Genomic DNA, 14557 nt, shown 5'->3' on the forward strand with positions numbered 1-14557 from the left:
GATGTTATTGTTTTTTAAGTTGCGGAAAAGAAAAAGGCCGTCTGAAAAGACAGCCTAAATATAAGGACTTATCCGATAATCAAAACGGCATTGCTGCCGCCGAAGGCAAATGACGAGCTGGCGGCAATGCGTTTTTCAAACGGCCAGCGGCTGTTTTCGTCGGTCAAAGCGATGTTGGGCAGCTCGGAATCGGGTACGTTGTCCCATTGTTGGGGCGGCAGTTTACCTTCCGGATTGTATTGGCGGTTGGCCATCAACCAGGCAAACGCGGCTTCGATCGCACCGGCTGCACCCAAAGTATGACCGGTGGACGGCTTGGTTGACGTGCAAAGGGTGTGGCTGCCAAACACTTCGGCAACGGCTCGGCTTTCCATGCTGTCGTTGTGTTGCGTGCCGGTGCCGTGCAGATTGATCCAGCCGATGTCTTCCGCTTTCAAACCGACTTTATCTAAAGCGGCTTGAAAGGATTGGGCTGCACCCAAACCATCGGGGCGGGGAGAAGACATATGGTAGGCATCACTGCTTGCGCCGTAGCCGAGCAACTGCATTTCGCCGTCAAAATCTGCATCGCGCGTCATCACGAAAAATGCGGCCGCTTCGCCGATATTGATGCCGTTGCGGTTGGCAGAAAAAGGCTTGGCGATGCCGTCTGAAAGCACTTCCAAAGAGGCAAAACCATTAATCGTCAGCGGAGAAAGCGTATCCGCGCCGCCGCAAATCACGGCATCACACAATCCGGCACGAAGCAATCGGGCTGCGCTGATGAGGGCGCGTGCGCCGGAAGTGCAGGCGGTGGAGACGGTATAGCGCAAGCCGTCCAAACCGTAAACTTGGGCGATAAATTCGGAGGGCGAAGCCATGGTGTGTTGCAGCTGTTTGAATGGAACATCCGCCCATGCACCGCCTTCGACAACGTGTTGGAACAAAGGGATATTTTCGTCTGCGCCACTGGTGGACGTACCAGTCACGACAGCGACCCTTTCTTTGCCGTAACGGGCAATGGCCGTTTGAATCAGTCCGTCTATTTGCGAAAGCGCGTGCAGGATAAGCTGGTTGTTGCGGCTGCGATGCGCTTCGGGAATGCTGTCGGGCAGGGGCATCAGGGTTTCTTTGACCGCACCGAAAGCATGCGTTTTGCCTTTTACCCATTGGTCTGAAAAAGTTAGGGGCGTGTTTTCAGACGGCGTGAGTAAGGCATCGGCATGAACTTGCAAGCCGCTGCCCAATGCGCTGGTCAGTGCCGGACGGCTGAGATAAACAGGAGTATTCATGAATTAGTCTTCTGCAATCGGGCTGACCGTCCAGAAAGTTTGGTCGGGGAAGCCGATAAGGAATTGTTCGGAATGGTGGGCGACACACCACAAATCACGCTCGCGGTAGCTGAACACCGCGCCTTTTCCGTCAGGGCAGAAGCCTTGATGGGAGGCGTTTTGTTGGCGTGCTTCAGGGTAAAGCGTGGCGGCGTGTTCGGCGGCCAAAAGCGGCAACAGGGCGGCAAACAGTCGACGCGAATTGGCATTGGGCATCACAAAGCCGTCATTTTTCCAGCCTTTGGTGCTGACCGATTGACGCGATACCGGCGCACCCAGTGCATCGGTTTGGACAAAGCGGATGCCGTCTGAATGAGGCTCGACTGCCAAGAGATTGGTTTGAACGGTTTGCCCGGCCGCATTGGTCTGCTCAAGTTTGAACCATTGGCCTTCTTTGGAAAGCGGCGGCAGCGTTTGCGGATGGGGGAGCGAGGTCGCACATGCGGAAAGCAGCAGTGCGGCAAGCAAAGGGATAAATCGCATAAGGTTTTATCTATCGGTCAAAATATTTAATGGTGTGGATGAAGTTTCAGACGGCCTGTTCTGTTTTCAGGCTTGGCCGTCTGAAAGGCATTCGTCCTTATTCTACCTTCAAATCGCCCACCAATGCGGCAATAGGCTCTCGCTGATGACAAAGCGCGGGAAATGTTGTTTTTCCAATACGCAAACTTTAAAGCCTTGTTTGTTCAGCAAAGCGGAAGCAACCGAACCTGAAGGGCTGCGCCGATAACGGCAACGTCAAATTCTACGGGTATTTGAAAATACCTTTGATTTTAATGATAAAAAAATGTTTAAACTAGCGTCTGAAGTTTTTCAGACGGCCTCTTACAACGTGACGATAGAAGTTGAAACAAAATATCGCCTTAATTTCAATCGTCTTCATCTTTTGTCTAATTTTTCAACAATGTGCCTGCCAGCCAAATATTGAATGCCACGCCGATGGTAACCGTCATGCCGAACGCGGCAACGGCGGGCGTGCTGCTGATGGCGAGCAGGGCAAAGGAAATGGCTGTCGTCGCGGCGGCAAGCAGCATGCCGCCTAATTTTGCCGGCGCGCTGTGGTGTGCGGTGGCGGCATAGACGGCATAGTCCACGCCGATGGCGGACACTAAAAGCAGGCCGAACATGGCAAACAGGCTGACGGGAATGCCGGCCAAACCGAGTACGGCAACGGTGCAGATGGCGGCGGCCAGCGGCACGGCAAGGATTTTGCTGCCGCGTTTGAAACCGAACATTTTCCATAAAAGCAGCCATGCCAACGCATAGGAAGCCAGTTTTAACCATGCGGCCTGATTGCGCGTGTGGTGGAAAAGCTCGTTTAAGTGGGCGCGTTTGTCTGCCCAATGTATGCCGGAGACGTGTTGCACTGCGGCGTGTACGGCGGCTTCATCGGTCATGCCGTTCAAACGCACGACGGCAGCAAAACGGCCTGGTTCCACTTCACCCAAATACAAGGAACGCCAAGCTTCTGCCAAATCGGTATTCAGGCCGTCTGAAAGCGATAATGGTTGCGTATCGGCGGCTTGCAGCAGGGCATCGCGCACGGTTTTGCGCGGAATACCGATTTCTGTGAGCGGTTTCCAGCTATCAGGCAATTTGGTCAATTCGCGCAGGCGGTTTTGCAGTTTTTGCTGCTCCGTTGTCGGCAGGATGAATTGGTCGGGCGATTGGATGCCGGAAAGTTTGCCTTGCGCGATTAAGGGCTGCAGGGCGTGGCCGAGTTCGGCGGTTTTCTTCAACAGGGCATCTTCGCTTTGTGCTTCGGCCACCAAATATTTGCCGCCAAAATCCGTGCCACTCAACTGGCCGATTTGTTGTACTTCGGCCAACATCGCAGTCGGCATATTGACCCATTGACGGATGTCGTCACGCCAGTCGCTGCGCCACAGTCCGACTGCCAGCAAAATTCCGCCCACGATTAACCAGCCGCGTTTGTGCAGGCGGTTTTTCAGACGGCCTGACAAGGAATAGAGCTTTTCAGTTAATGCGGCAAAAGGCACGGTTTTGGCTCGATAGCGGCGAAACAGCGGTGGCAGCCATAAAACGGTGGCACCAAACGCACCAAATAAAGCAAATCCTGAAAATACCGCGGTTTGGCGCAATACAGGCAAAGGAGTGAACCACAGCAGCGCGTAGCCCAAGACGGTAATTGTCAGGCTAACGGCAAAGCTCGGCAAGACATGTTTCATTGCCGATTCGGCCTGCCAAACGGTCTTTTCAGACGGCCCGAATACCGACGGAGCAAGCCAGTGCAACGGGAAATCCACCAACATACCCACCAAGCTGGTGCCGATGACGATGGTCAGGATATGCACTTCGCCGAAGGTTAATAACGCAACCGCCAATCCGGTCAACATACCGGCTGCCAGTGGCAAGGAAAGCAAAAAGACGCGGCCGCTGCGGAAGACCCACAACAGCAGCGCAAAGGTCAGTCCAAGTCCGACCATACTCATCAGCCGACTTTCTTTTTCTGCGGCTGCTTTGGATACGGCGGCGAACAATGCGCCACCTGCGCTTAAGGTTTCCGCGCCGTTTTCCGAAGCGATTTGACGGCTTTGCGTCATCAGCGGCAAGAGGGCATCGTTGCCGGAAAATTGATCGCCGCCTGCGAGCCGTCCGCGCAAAAATACCCAAGTTTTGCCTTTGTCTTCGGCAAACAGCATGCCGTTGTCCATGTCCCACTGCAAACGGCTTTGCGGATTGGCTTTGTCGGCAACAAAGCGTCCAAAGCCCAGCCAGTCTTGTTCTAAAGACAAAGGCGAGGGGGCGGCAAACGGATTGGCTGCGGCTTCTGCACGCGCTTGAAAATAGGCTTGCGGCTGTTCAAACAGCAGGCGTATTTCATCTTGCGGCAAAACGGCCAAGCCCAGTTTCTGCATATCCGCCCGCACTTTGTTCAAATTCGGCGTCATGCTGCTGTCGACTTGTTCAAATACGCCGCTCTTGCGCCATGCGTCGGCCATTTGTGAGGCCGTCTGAAAAGCAGTTTCGGCATCGGTACTACCGGCAAGCAAAATAACTTGCGAATTGAGCTGCGCTTCTGCGGTTTTATCCGCGGCCGTCAGTAAGGCATCGGGTTGCTGCTCGCTTGGCAACAACGCGGTCAAATCGGTTTGGATGCGCGCTTGTGAAGCAAAGGCATAAACCAAAAACAGGGTAAGAAACAGGATAAGGGCAGTATAGAGGCGGTTTAGGAGGCGAAGATTCATCGTTCAGACGGCCTTTTGCAAATGCTGCTGTTGGTGTGTAGAATAAGTAAAGTGCAGTAAATTAAATCAGATTATTATTATTTTGTCAGTTGTTAGATAGTTTGCCGGTCGGTTAAATCATTGGGCTTGAGCGAACCGAAAAACTGCCATTGCAGAGCGACGGCTTTTCCCTTCCAAACGCAGGCAAGTGCCATCGTATCCGCCAAAATCGCGCTTGTGCCGTGCCAATCGGTTTGCTTTCCAGCGCGTAAACCGACGGGTTGCCCTGAATCGAAAACATAGCCGACCGATTTCATGTCTGACGGGAAATCCAAATTCGCCGCTTTAATCAATGCTTCTTTGAAACACCACAATCGGTAAAACGTTTCAGACGGCCAGTTTTCCGTTTCCAAAAAGTCTTGTTCTTCCTGAGTGCAGACCAAAGCCGACAACGCTTTGAAATCGCGCGGGCGGATAAATTCGATATCGACACCGGCTATTAAGGGATGAGGCGCACACAATAAAGCGGCAAAGCCTTTGCTGTGGCTCAGCGATACAGTCGGTAAATCGGTTTGCTGTTTTAATGCGCGGCTGACTTGCCAGTCTTGACGCTGCGCTAGTTGCGGCGTGGCAGCCAAACGTTGGGAATCGGCTGAGTTTAGAGACGCATGGTCGTAGCAGGCGGCAAAAGACGGATCGGCCAGCAGACAGTGAAGGGGTGTCGTATCCATAAAATAGAAAAATGCCAAACTTCATATAGAAGTCCGGCATTTTTGACATTGCTTAGTGGAAGCTGCCTTTCAAAACCACACGGCTGTTGAATGTAGCGATGTGGCATTCGTACTCGTTACCGCCTTTGGTTATTTTGTCAAAGTAGCTAACCAGATGAACGGATTTGGCTTTTTTGCGATGCGCAGTGCTTTGGAAGCGTTTAACCGCGCTCAGGAATGCGCGTTGGCAGGTTTCATCAGGGGTTTTGCCGACTGAGTTGGAGATTTGACGGGAAGTCAAAGTTGCGCCGGATGTGCTGCCGTAGTGAACGCGGATGCTAGGATCCAAAGCGGATTTGGCTTCGGCAGAGTTCAAAGCCACATCGACTTTACACATATAAATATCGTTTTGACCTTTGCCATTGACTTTATGGCCTTCACCCATGCTGCGGCAGGCAGAACCGGCGGCAGTTGTTTTTGGAGTAGAAGTTTGAGAGGAGGAAGTGGATGGTTGGGAATTGCCGGATTGTGAGCAAGCGGCAAGCATCAGGGAGGATACGGCAACCAAAGCAGAAAAACGTAACATACGAACTCCTTTGTAATAATGGGCGTAGAAAAAGTTTACAGAAAGCAGAATCATTTTAACATATATGAAAGAAGTATAAAAACAGAATGGTGCAAAAAATATTATATTTTTATTTAAATGATTTCATGGCGTTAAGAAAGTTTGAGGCGGTAATGCTTGACGAAGGAGGGCAGAAAGCGTATATTGCGGACTTCCTTAGGAGTAATGGCTGAGAGGCTGAAGGCACTTCCCTGCTAAGGAAGCATGTGGGGTCAACCTGCATCGAGGGTTCGAATCCCTCTTACTCCGCCAAATATGAAAGACACCGTTTATACGGTGTCTTTTTTATTATCCGGAATTGCTTGAAATCTGAGGCCGTCTGAAAGTGTGAAATGAACGATTTGATTATCCTAAACAAGCCTTATGGCGTGATTTGCCAGTTTTCTGCACATGAAAAACATCAGTGCCTTAAGGATTTTGTCGAGAAACCGGGATTTTATCCGGCCGGCCGTTTGGATACGGACAGCGAGGGTTTGCTGCTGCTGACCAATAATGGCCGTTTGCAGGCGCAGATTGCCGACCCGAAATTCAAGCAGGTCAAAACTTATTGGGCGCAGGTGGAGGGTTCTCCTGATGAAGCCAAATTGGATTTGTTGCGCCGTGGCGTAGATTTGGGCGATTTTGTCACCCGTCCGGCCGAGGTCAGGGTATTGGAAGAGGGTGAAGCGGATGTTTTATGGCCGCGCGTGCCGCCGATTCGCGTGCGCAAGTCCGTGCCTGATTTTTGGGTGGAAATCAAAATTTCGGAAGGGAAAAACCGCCAAGTGCGAAGGATGACGGCGAAAGCAGGCTTTCCGTGTTTACGCTTGGTTCGTGTGGCAATAGGCCGTCTGAATCTGTTTGATTTGAATTTGGAATTGGGACAATGGCAGTTTGCGCCGCATCGTCCTTAAATAGGATGAATAAAGGCCGTCTGAAATATTCAGACGGCCTTTTGTTATGGAAAAATCAATGATGTGAATGACCGATTTGGAAAGTCAAAGTAGTGTAGTTCGCCTGTTTTTGGCACACGCTTTGATCGGGGAAATCGGCTTTGTGTTCTACGCTGGCTTTCCAGAAGCCTTGGCGCAGGGGAATAATGCTGACTTCGCCTTTGTCGTCCGTTGTATCGGAGAAGGCTTGGGCTTCGGTTTTGTGGGTTTTGCTGCGGTCGCTGGTGTCGAAGCCGTCAAATGTGGCGGTAACGGTAGCGTTGGGCAGCGGCTCGCCATTGAAGAGGACGCGGACTTTGAAGCGTTCGCCGACGTGGACGTTGGCAGGGTTGTCCAAAGGAACGATTTCCAAATGTTGGCCGACTTGCTTGGTGATAATGGCGGTATCTGCGCTTTCGTGGCCGACATTGACGATGTTTTTACCGAACATACGGGTTTGTTCGCAATAGCTTGCATCAGGCATTTCTTTGATGCTTGCCTGCTTCCAGCCCGCGCTGTTTTTTGACCAGAAAGTCGGTTGGTATTCGGCGGTAACGAGGTAGCTACCGTCTTTGACCGGCAATTTGCTGCGGTATTGGTAATTGTATGTGCCTTTTTGAATCATGTTTTCTTTGCCTTTTTCTGTCACCAGTTGCATGGGTTTGCTGAAAATGTGCAGGCGGTCTTTGGCGATCGGCTCAAGCTCCGGGAATTCGCCATAGCCCAATTCGGCTTCAAGGTATTCGCCGCCATGTGTGTGGGCAGTTTCAACCCAAACGCGATGGGCGTGTGCGGCAGTGCTGAACAGGAAGGCGGATGCGATAAGCAAAGCAGTTTTTTTCATGATTTCTCTCCGATTTTTGATGTGTAGAAAAGATAGAATAAAATCGTTCGTTATAATATAACAAAATTATTTAAATTTAAAGAGAGGCCGTCTGAAAGTTTTCAGACGGCCTTTTAGCTGATTGTTTTTTGAGTCGGATTATCGAAACGGTTTAATCCCCATCACGACAAACGTCAATCGCTTCCTGCAAACTGCTGACGCCGTAGATTTTCAGGTTTGGAAACTCTTTGGCATTGCGTGGCATATTGGCTTTAGGAACGATGGCGCGTTTGAAACCGAGTTTTTCCGCTTCTTTGAGCCGCTCTTGCCCGCGTGCAACAGGGCGGACTTCGCCGCTTAAGCCGATTTCGCCGAATACGACGGTTTTTTCAGGCATGGGTCGGTTGCGGAAGCTGGAGAGCATGGCAAGGATGACAGCGAGGTCGGCAGCAGGTTCGCCGATTTTGACGCCGCCGACGGCGTTGAGGAACACGTCTTGGTCGAAGCAGGCAATGCCGCCGTGGCGGTTGAGGACGGCGAGCAGCATGGCGAGGCGGTTTTGTTCAAGGCCGACGGTGAGACGTTTGGGGGTGAAGCCGTGTGCGTCATCGACTAAAGCCTGAATTTCGACCAAAAGCGGGCGGCTGCCTTCCTGCGTGACTAAAACGCACGAGCCGGGTGTGTCGTCGCGGTAGCTGGCGAGGAAAATGGCGGACGGGTTGGATACGCCTTTCAAACCGTTTTCGGTCATGGCGAATACGCCCAGTTCGTTTGCTGCGCCGAAACGGTTTTTGATGGCGCGTATCATGCGGTAGTTGGAATGTTGGTCGCCCTCGAAATACAGTACGGTATCGACCATATGCTCCAGCACGCGCGGGCCGGCAATCGCGCCGTCTTTGGTAACGTGTCCGACCAGTATCATGGCGATGCCCATCTGTTTCGCCATGCGCGTCAGTTGGGCGGCACATTCGCGCACCTGCGACACGGAGCCGGGGGCGGAAGTGATTTGGTCGGAATACATGGTTTGGATGGAATCAATGACGACGACTTCGGGCTGATGCTGTTTTAAGGCCGTCTGAATCGCTTCCATGCGGATTTCGGCAAGCAGGTTTACGCCTTCGGTGGGCAGTTCCAAACGTTGCGCGCGCAGGGCGACTTGTTGGGCGGATTCTTCGCCGGAAACGTACAGCACTTTGCGGCTTTGCGCCATTTTGGCGATGGTTTGCAACAGTAATGTGGATTTGCCGATGCCGGGGTCGCCGCCGAGTAGGATGACTGCGCCATCTACCAAACCGCCGCCCAATACGCGGTCGAGTTCGCCCATGCCGGTCGGATTGCGCGGCACTTCGGTGGCGGTGACGGCGGAGAGGGATTGGACGGTCGAGGTATCCGCCGCCCAAGATTGGAAGCGGGCGTTTTTCGGTTCGGGCGCGGCAAGGCTTTCCTGAAGCGTGTTCCACTCGCCGCAATTCGGGCATTTGCCCTGCCATTTTGGGGAAGTGCCGCCACATTCGGAACATTGGTAGATGGTTTTTGGGGCTTTTGCCATGGTGTTTTCCCTGTGGAATATTTGATGTGTGAAAAGGTCGTCTGAAAACAATCATATCGTTTTCAGACGACCTTTTTTATTGAGAAATAACAGGTTTATTTTTTACTGTCTTTATCTGCATCTTTTTTCGGCGCAGGTTTTTTCGCTGCCAAGCCCAAAGATTTTTGCCATTCGGCTGGATTTTTCACCAAGTCCAAGGCTTTGCGAAGCTGATCATCTTTGGCCGGATTTGGAATGCGGCGGCTGGAGATGTCTTCGTCTTTGTCTTTTTTGGACTTGTCTTTATCGGCTTTGGTTTCTGTGTTGGCAGGTGTTTCAGTGCTGCTGTTGACGTCTTGGCCGCCCAACGGATTGCCGATATGGCCGACCAAATCGGCTTCGCGGCTTTCAAAGGTGCGGTCTTTGTCTTTGACTTCAACGTCAGGAACAATGCCTTGCGCCTGAATCGAGCGGTCGTTTGGCGTGTAGTAAAGGGCAGTGGTCAGTTTGACTGCGCTGCCGCCGGAAAGCGGAATCAGGGTTTGCACTGAGCCTTTGCCGAAACTTTGTGTGCCGACGACGACGGCGCGTTTGTGGTCTTGCAATGCGCCGGCAACGATTTCGGAAGCGGAGGCCGAGCCTGCGTTAATCAGGACGGTCATAGGAATGGTTTTCAGCTCGGCAGGCAATCCGGCCAATGGGTCTTTGCCGCTGGTGGTGATGTAGTCTTCGGCAGTTGCTTTGAGTACCATGCCTTCTTTTTTGTTGCGGCCTTTGGTGCTGACAACGGTGACGTCAGGCTGCAGGAAGGCTGCGGATACGCCGACTGCACCGTTGAGCAGGCCGCCCGGGTCGTCGCGCAAGTCGAGGATGATGCCTTTGAGCGGGCCTTTGTTTTCTTTGACGAGGGCTTGTGCGGCTTCGTTGAGTGCGGCAACGGTGCGCTCTTGGAATTGGGAGACGCGGATGTAGCCGTAGTCTTTTTCAAGCAGGTGATGGCGCACGCTTTTGACTTTGATGATGGCGCGGGTCAGGTTGACGACGATGGGTTTGTCGGCATTTTTGCGCGAAAGGGTTAGGGTGATTTTGGTACCCGGTTTGCCGCGCATTTTTTTGACGGCTTCGCTGACGGTCAGGCCGCGCGTAGAGGTATTGTCGATTTTGACGATGAAGTCGCCGCTTTTCACGCCGGCGCGTTCTGCCGGAGTGTCTTCAATCGGGGCAACGACTTTGACGAACCCGTCTTCTTGTCCGATTTCCATGCCCAAGCCGCCGAATTCGCCGCTGGTGGACTCTTTCATTTCGGCATAGCCTTTTTTGTCCATATACTCGGAATGCGGATCGAGATCGGACACCATGCCTTTCATTGCGCCTTCAAAGAGCTCGGCATCGGGTTTGTCTTGGTAATAGTTGGCTTTGATTTGGCCGTACACTTCTGCCATGGTGCGGATGGTTTGCACGGGAAGGGCCTCGTTGTCTTTTTTGTCTTTTTCGGCGGCAAAACTTTGTACACTCAGACTGAGGGCGATGCCGCTAAATGCGCCGAGAGTGTAGATTGCAACTTTTTTCAAAGTGGATTTTGTTGACATTCGTTTGACTTTCTTTTTGTGTACGGTAAGCAAAGTGGTTTTTGTTTTCTCTGAACCCGTTGACTTTATGTGATTTAAACGCTTGGAACAATAAGTTTAAGGTAAAAGTTTGTTGTTTAATGTGCTGAACAGGCGTGAAAATCGTGTTTTATTGTAGTTTATGATGAAAATTCAGACGGCCTGAAGGGGAAAATTCACTCAGGCCGTCTGAAACATCAGTTAATCCATGAAAGCGGATTCATGACTTGTCCGTTGTAGCGGACTTCAAGGTAAAGGCCGGTTTCGCCCGACGGCAAAGTGCCGCTGGTGCCAATCTTGCTGCCGGCATTGACGGCGTAGTTTTGGGCGATGTCGATTTCGTTCAGGCCGGAGTAAATGCTGACATAGCCGTCGCCGTGGTCGAGGACGACTACTTTGCCGTAGCCTTCAAGTTCGCCGGCAAAAGTAACCGTGCCTGAGGCAATGCTGCTGACCGGAGCAGGAACGGTATTGTAGAACACGCCTTTCCAAACTTCGCCATCGCCGCGGTCTTGACCAAACAGGCCTGCCAATGTGCCGTTGACCGGTTTTTTCAGACGGCCTTGCATACGGCTGAAGCTGTTGGCATTGCTGACGGTAAAGCCTTGGGTGTTGGGGGCTTGCAGTTTCATGTCTTCGTCAGTCAGCGTGGACATGGCGGCGCGTTCGGCTTCGGCTTTTTGTTGGGCGGCAGCCTGCTCTTTGCGTGCTTTTTCAGCGGCGGCCAAACGGGCTTCGGCGGCTTTTTTACGCGCTTCGGCTTCGGCTTTGCGTTGATCGGCTTTGCGTTTTTCCAAATCTTTCAAGAGATTGTTGAGGCGTTGCTCGTTTTCTTTGTGGTTGATTTTCTTTTGCGCTTCTTTGGCCATTTGCGCGTTTTGACGGCGGCTTTCGGCTTGTTCGGCGGTATTGGTTACGCCTTGTTGACGCAATGAAGCTTGAATATTGGCTTGCAGTTTTTTCAGGTAAGCCAATTCATTGTTGATTTTTTGCTCTTGCGCCGCCAGCTCTTTTTGTTGTTTTTCCAAGTCTCTCATAACTTGGTCGTTGGCGTTGTTGATATAACGTGTGTAACGCAGGAAGCGGGTTTTTTGACCGGCATCGGCGTTTTTCAGAAAGAGGGCGACCGCGTTGGGCTGACTGTTTTTATAGTTGCCGGACACAAAGCGCGAAATTTGGGCGCGCGTGTTGGAAACTTCGGCTTTTAACTGGTTGGCATCGGCATTGAGTTTTTGGAATTTTTCCCAAGCGTCGCGTTGTTTGCGGTTGATGCCGGAGAGGTTGTTGCGTGTTTGTTGCAGCTGTTTGAGCGTGGCATTAACATGGATAATGAAACCCTCGTTGCGTTTGGCAAAGGATTTCTTGCTTTCCATTTCGTTGGCAGCGGCAGCCACGGCTGCTTTGAAATCGTTGTCGGCTGAAGAGACGGCTTTAGGCTCAGCTTTAGTGTCGTCTTTTTTGTTTTGCTCTTTGGCTTTGGTGTCTTTTTTAGCGTCAACAGCTTTTTTGGCAGGCTCTTTGGCTTCTTTAGCGTCGGCCTTTTTGTCTTCGGCTGCTTTTTTTACTGGCTCTTTGGTTTTTTTGTCGTCTTTTTTATCCTCGGCTACTTTTTTAGCAGGCTCTTTGGCTTTGGTTTCCTTAGGGTCTGCTTTTTTTACGGGTTCTTTGGCTTTGCTGTCTTTTTTATCTTCAACAGGTTTCTTGTCTTGTTCTTTGGCCTTGCCGGATTTTGCGGCTGCGGCTTTTTTGTCTTTTGCCGTTTCTTTAGGCTCTTCGGCTTTGCGGCTGGACTTTTTATTGTCGGCAGCGGCTTCGGCGACTTTAGCCGTTTTGTTTTTGGCTGAAGCGCGTTCGTTTTTGTCGGCGGTTTCCTTCTCTTTGGCAGCTTTGGCTTTAACCGCTTTTTTGTCTTCCTCTTTTTCTTTTACCGCTTGTTTTTTTGAGGTTTCTTTTTTTACATCTGCCTTGGCGGCTTCTTTCTCTTTTTTCACGGGCGCAGCTTTTTTGACGGCGGTCGCTTTTTCTTTCGGCGCGTCTTTGGCAGCATAGGTTGGCAGGGAGAAACTGAGCAACAGGGCGAGAATGAGGGGTTTGTAACGCATGGTTCGATCTTGCTATCAAAGTAGGAACAATAGGACGGATTATACTGTCTGTCAGGCCGTCTGAAAATAATATCGGGTTGCAATATGGACGAACAGTCTTATATAGTAACGATAGAGTAGGCGGACGGGGTTTAGTCTGCCTGGAAACTGACAGTCTGCATCGACAGGATATTATGAAAAAATATTTATTAGTAGTGTTGGGTGCTATGGTTTTGGCGGCTTGCAGTGACAATACCGATAAAATCGGACGCGCCAGTACGGTGTTTCATATGCTGGGTAAAAACGACCGTATTGAAGTGGAAGGTTTTGACGATCCTGATGTGCAAGGGGTTGCCTGTTATATTTCGTACGCGAAAAAAGGCGGTTTGAAAGAAACGGTCAATCTGGAAGAAGATGCCAGCGACGCATCGGTTTCCTGCGTGCAAAGTGCGGAAGTCATCCGTTATAACGAGGCTGCGGTTTTGAAACCGCGACAAGTGTTCAAACGCAGTGCCAGCATAGCATTTAAGAGCCAGCAGATTATCCGCTACTACGATCCGAAACGTAAGTCTTTTGCTTATTTGGTATACAGCGATAAAATCGTTCAAGGTTCGCCGAAGAACTCTTTGAGCGCGGTATCGTGTTTTGCCCATGCGAAAACCGATACGCCGGTACCGGTAGGCGGCGCGGTTTACGGTGCGTGCGTGGTGGACGCGCCGGTTGCCGATGGACAAAAATAATAAAATCAGCTTAATAGATTAAAAGAATATGAATTTAGCCAACCATTTCCTGATTGCCATGCCTCATATGGATGATCCGTTTTTTACGGATACGGTCATTTATGTGTGCGAACACGATGAAGAAGGTGCGCTGGGCATCATCATCAACAAGCCTTCGCCGATTACCATGGACATGATTTTCGCTGCCGCCGATCGCAATATCCCGTTGCGCCTGCAACATGAAAACGTGATGATGGGCGGGCCGGTTCAGATTGAGCGCGGCTATGTCGTGCATACGCCGATCGGCCGTTGGCAAAACAGCATGGTGGTAACCGATAACGTCGCGCTGACTTCTTCGCGCGATGTGATTGAAAACCTGTCTAAAGAAGGTGCGGTGGATAAGGCTTTGATTAGTATCGGTTATTCGAAATGGGGCAAAGGGCAGTTGGAGCGCGAGCTGGCAGAAAATGTTTGGCTGACTGTCCCTGCGGACGAGCATATTCTGTTTGATGTGCCTTACGAACTCCGTTATGCCGCCGCTTTTGAAAAATTGGGCGTCAATCCGAACGCTTTGTTTTCAGGAGTCGGCCATGCCTGATGCACCAAAAGGCACGGTTTTGGCCTTTGATTTCGGCGAGGCGCGTATCGGCGTGGCGCAGGGGGATGCCGAGTTGGGCATGACCCATCCGCTGGCGACGGTAACCGGCAACAGCAATGATGAAAAATTTGAGGCTATTGCCAAGCTGGTCAAAGAATGGCAACCCAAATATTTTGTGGTCGGCCTGCCGACGTATACCGACGGAACGGAGCATGAGCTGACCCGTTTGAGCCGTAAGTTTGGCCGCCGTTTGCACGGACGTTTTAATTTGCCGGTTTATTGGGTGGACGAAAGGATGTCTTCCCTATACGCGGAAAGCCTGCTTGCTGAAGCCCAAGTATTTGGCCGAAAACAAAAATCCGTGCTTGACCAAGTAGCGGCGCAGGCGATTTTGCAAGGATTTTTTGAAGGTGGGGCGGCCGAGTATTTCAATGGCCGCGAAGAATAGCATTATTCA

Annotated in this window: 13 protein-coding genes, 1 tRNA gene and 1 pseudogene; 5 read left to right on the forward strand and 10 right to left on the reverse strand. The window is 51.3% G+C overall.

Annotation, left to right across the window (positions count from 1 at the left end):
• Positions 1-68: 68 nt before the first annotated feature.
• The 6 genes and pseudogenes from ACTHTJ_RS00655 to ACTHTJ_RS00680 form a co-directional block, all read right to left on the reverse strand.
• A complete protein-coding gene (locus ACTHTJ_RS00655) occupies positions 69-1271 on the reverse strand; it encodes a beta-ketoacyl-ACP synthase (protein WP_070584062.1) in 1203 nt (400 codons plus the stop codon).
• Between the two features lie 3 nt (positions 1272-1274).
• The gene (locus tag ACTHTJ_RS00660; protein WP_070584064.1) at positions 1275-1793 is read right to left on the reverse strand and encodes a hypothetical protein; all 519 of its coding nucleotides are present in this window, start codon (positions 1791-1793) and stop codon (positions 1275-1277) included.
• A 123-nt stretch (positions 1794-1916) separates the two neighbouring features.
• Positions 1917-2065, reverse strand: a pseudogene (locus ACTHTJ_RS00665) (NAD(P)/FAD-dependent oxidoreductase); the annotation flags it as partial.
• A gap of 135 nt (positions 2066-2200) precedes the next feature.
• A complete protein-coding gene (locus ACTHTJ_RS00670) occupies positions 2201-4519 on the reverse strand; it encodes an MMPL family transporter (protein ID WP_070584066.1) in 2319 nt (772 codons plus the stop codon).
• A gap of 92 nt (positions 4520-4611) precedes the next feature.
• On the reverse strand, positions 4612-5229 hold the full coding sequence (locus tag ACTHTJ_RS00675) for a 4'-phosphopantetheinyl transferase family protein (RefSeq protein ID WP_070584068.1): 618 nt from the start codon (positions 5227-5229) through the stop codon (positions 4612-4614).
• A 52-nt stretch (positions 5230-5281) separates the two neighbouring features.
• Positions 5282-5794: a hypothetical protein gene (locus ACTHTJ_RS00680; protein WP_283120571.1), complete on the reverse strand. Its 513-nt coding sequence runs from the start codon at positions 5792-5794 to the stop codon at positions 5282-5284.
• Between the two features lie 198 nt (positions 5795-5992).
• On the opposite strand from ACTHTJ_RS00680, the gene ACTHTJ_RS00685 reads away from it, so the two are divergent.
• Together ACTHTJ_RS00685 and ACTHTJ_RS00690 are read left to right on the forward strand one after the other, a co-directional pair.
• A tRNA-Ser gene (locus ACTHTJ_RS00685) sits at positions 5993-6085 on the forward strand.
• An 80-nt stretch (positions 6086-6165) separates the two neighbouring features.
• Entirely contained in the window at positions 6166-6726 is a 561-nt protein-coding gene (locus tag ACTHTJ_RS00690; protein ID WP_049332414.1) for a pseudouridine synthase, read from the forward strand.
• A 55-nt stretch (positions 6727-6781) separates the two neighbouring features.
• Here ACTHTJ_RS00690 and ACTHTJ_RS00695 read toward each other — a convergent pair whose 3' ends face one another.
• The 4 genes from ACTHTJ_RS00695 to ACTHTJ_RS00710 form a co-directional block, all read right to left on the reverse strand.
• Complete coding sequence (locus tag ACTHTJ_RS00695) at positions 6782-7588, reverse strand: DUF4198 domain-containing protein (protein ID WP_003685136.1); 807 nt, start codon at positions 7586-7588, stop codon at positions 6782-6784.
• Between the two features lie 151 nt (positions 7589-7739).
• Positions 7740-9116 carry a DNA repair protein RadA gene (gene radA / locus ACTHTJ_RS00700; protein WP_070584070.1) on the reverse strand — a complete coding sequence of 459 codons (1377 nt, stop codon included), beginning with the start codon at positions 9114-9116 and terminating at the stop codon, positions 7740-7742.
• Positions 9117-9211: 95 nt separating this feature from the next.
• Positions 9212-10684, reverse strand: a complete 1473-nt coding sequence (locus ACTHTJ_RS00705) for a S41 family peptidase (protein ID WP_049328634.1) — start codon at positions 10682-10684, stop codon at positions 9212-9214.
• Positions 10685-10899: 215 nt separating this feature from the next.
• A complete protein-coding gene (locus tag ACTHTJ_RS00710; RefSeq protein WP_440360743.1) occupies positions 10900-12804 on the reverse strand; it encodes a peptidoglycan DD-metalloendopeptidase family protein in 1905 nt (634 codons plus the stop codon).
• 173 nt (positions 12805-12977) lie between these two features.
• Between ACTHTJ_RS00710 and ACTHTJ_RS00715 the strand changes: the two genes are divergently transcribed.
• Genes ACTHTJ_RS00715 through ruvX form a run of 3 tightly spaced genes read left to right on the forward strand, consistent with a single transcriptional unit; the run spans position 12978 to position 14548 of the window.
• Positions 12978-13523, forward strand: a complete 546-nt coding sequence (locus ACTHTJ_RS00715) for a CreA family protein (protein ID WP_440360742.1) — start codon at positions 12978-12980, stop codon at positions 13521-13523.
• Positions 13524-13551: 28 nt separating this feature from the next.
• Complete coding sequence (locus ACTHTJ_RS00720; RefSeq protein WP_036490388.1) at positions 13552-14100, forward strand: YqgE/AlgH family protein; 549 nt, start codon at positions 13552-13554, stop codon at positions 14098-14100.
• Positions 14093-14548, forward strand: coding sequence for a Holliday junction resolvase RuvX (gene ruvX, locus ACTHTJ_RS00725; RefSeq protein ID WP_070584073.1), 456 nt, complete (start codon positions 14093-14095; stop codon positions 14546-14548). Before ACTHTJ_RS00720 ends, ruvX begins: the two co-directional genes overlap by 8 nt.
• Positions 14549-14557: the final 9 nt, after the last annotated feature.

The sequence above is a fragment of the Neisseria sp. P0018.S001 genome (genome assembly GCF_051957355.1).
Classification (GTDB): domain Bacteria; phylum Pseudomonadota; class Gammaproteobacteria; order Burkholderiales; family Neisseriaceae; genus Neisseria; species Neisseria subflava_A.

Coding starts and splice junctions, on each gene's coding strand:
- ACTHTJ_RS00660 (WP_070584064.1), bottom strand. CDS start 1,793: ATGCGATTTATCCCTTTGCTTGCCGCACTGCTGCTTTCCGCATGTGCG.
- ACTHTJ_RS00670 (WP_070584066.1), bottom strand. CDS start 4,519: ATGAATCTTCGCCTCCTAAACCGCCTCTATACTGCCCTTATCCTGTTT.
- ACTHTJ_RS00655 (WP_070584062.1), bottom strand. CDS start 1,271: ATGAATACTCCTGTTTATCTCAGCCGTCCGGCACTGACCAGCGCATTG.
- radA (WP_070584070.1), bottom strand. CDS start 9,116: ATGGCAAAAGCCCCAAAAACCATCTACCAATGTTCCGAATGTGGCGGC.
- ACTHTJ_RS00715 (WP_440360742.1), top strand. CDS start 12,978: ATGAAAAAATATTTATTAGTAGTGTTGGGTGCTATGGTTTTGGCGGCT.
- ACTHTJ_RS00710 (WP_440360743.1), bottom strand. CDS start 12,804: ATGCGTTACAAACCCCTCATTCTCGCCCTGTTGCTCAGTTTCTCCCTG.
- ACTHTJ_RS00680 (WP_283120571.1), bottom strand. CDS start 5,794: ATGTTACGTTTTTCTGCTTTGGTTGCCGTATCCTCCCTGATGCTTGCC.
- ruvX (WP_070584073.1), top strand. CDS start 14,093: ATGCCTGATGCACCAAAAGGCACGGTTTTGGCCTTTGATTTCGGCGAG.
- ACTHTJ_RS00675 (WP_070584068.1), bottom strand. CDS start 5,229: ATGGATACGACACCCCTTCACTGTCTGCTGGCCGATCCGTCTTTTGCC.
- ACTHTJ_RS00695 (WP_003685136.1), bottom strand. CDS start 7,588: ATGAAAAAAACTGCTTTGCTTATCGCATCCGCCTTCCTGTTCAGCACT.
- ACTHTJ_RS00720 (WP_036490388.1), top strand. CDS start 13,552: ATGAATTTAGCCAACCATTTCCTGATTGCCATGCCTCATATGGATGAT.
- ACTHTJ_RS00690 (WP_049332414.1), top strand. CDS start 6,166: ATGAACGATTTGATTATCCTAAACAAGCCTTATGGCGTGATTTGCCAG.
- ACTHTJ_RS00705 (WP_049328634.1), bottom strand. CDS start 10,684: ATGTCAACAAAATCCACTTTGAAAAAAGTTGCAATCTACACTCTCGGC.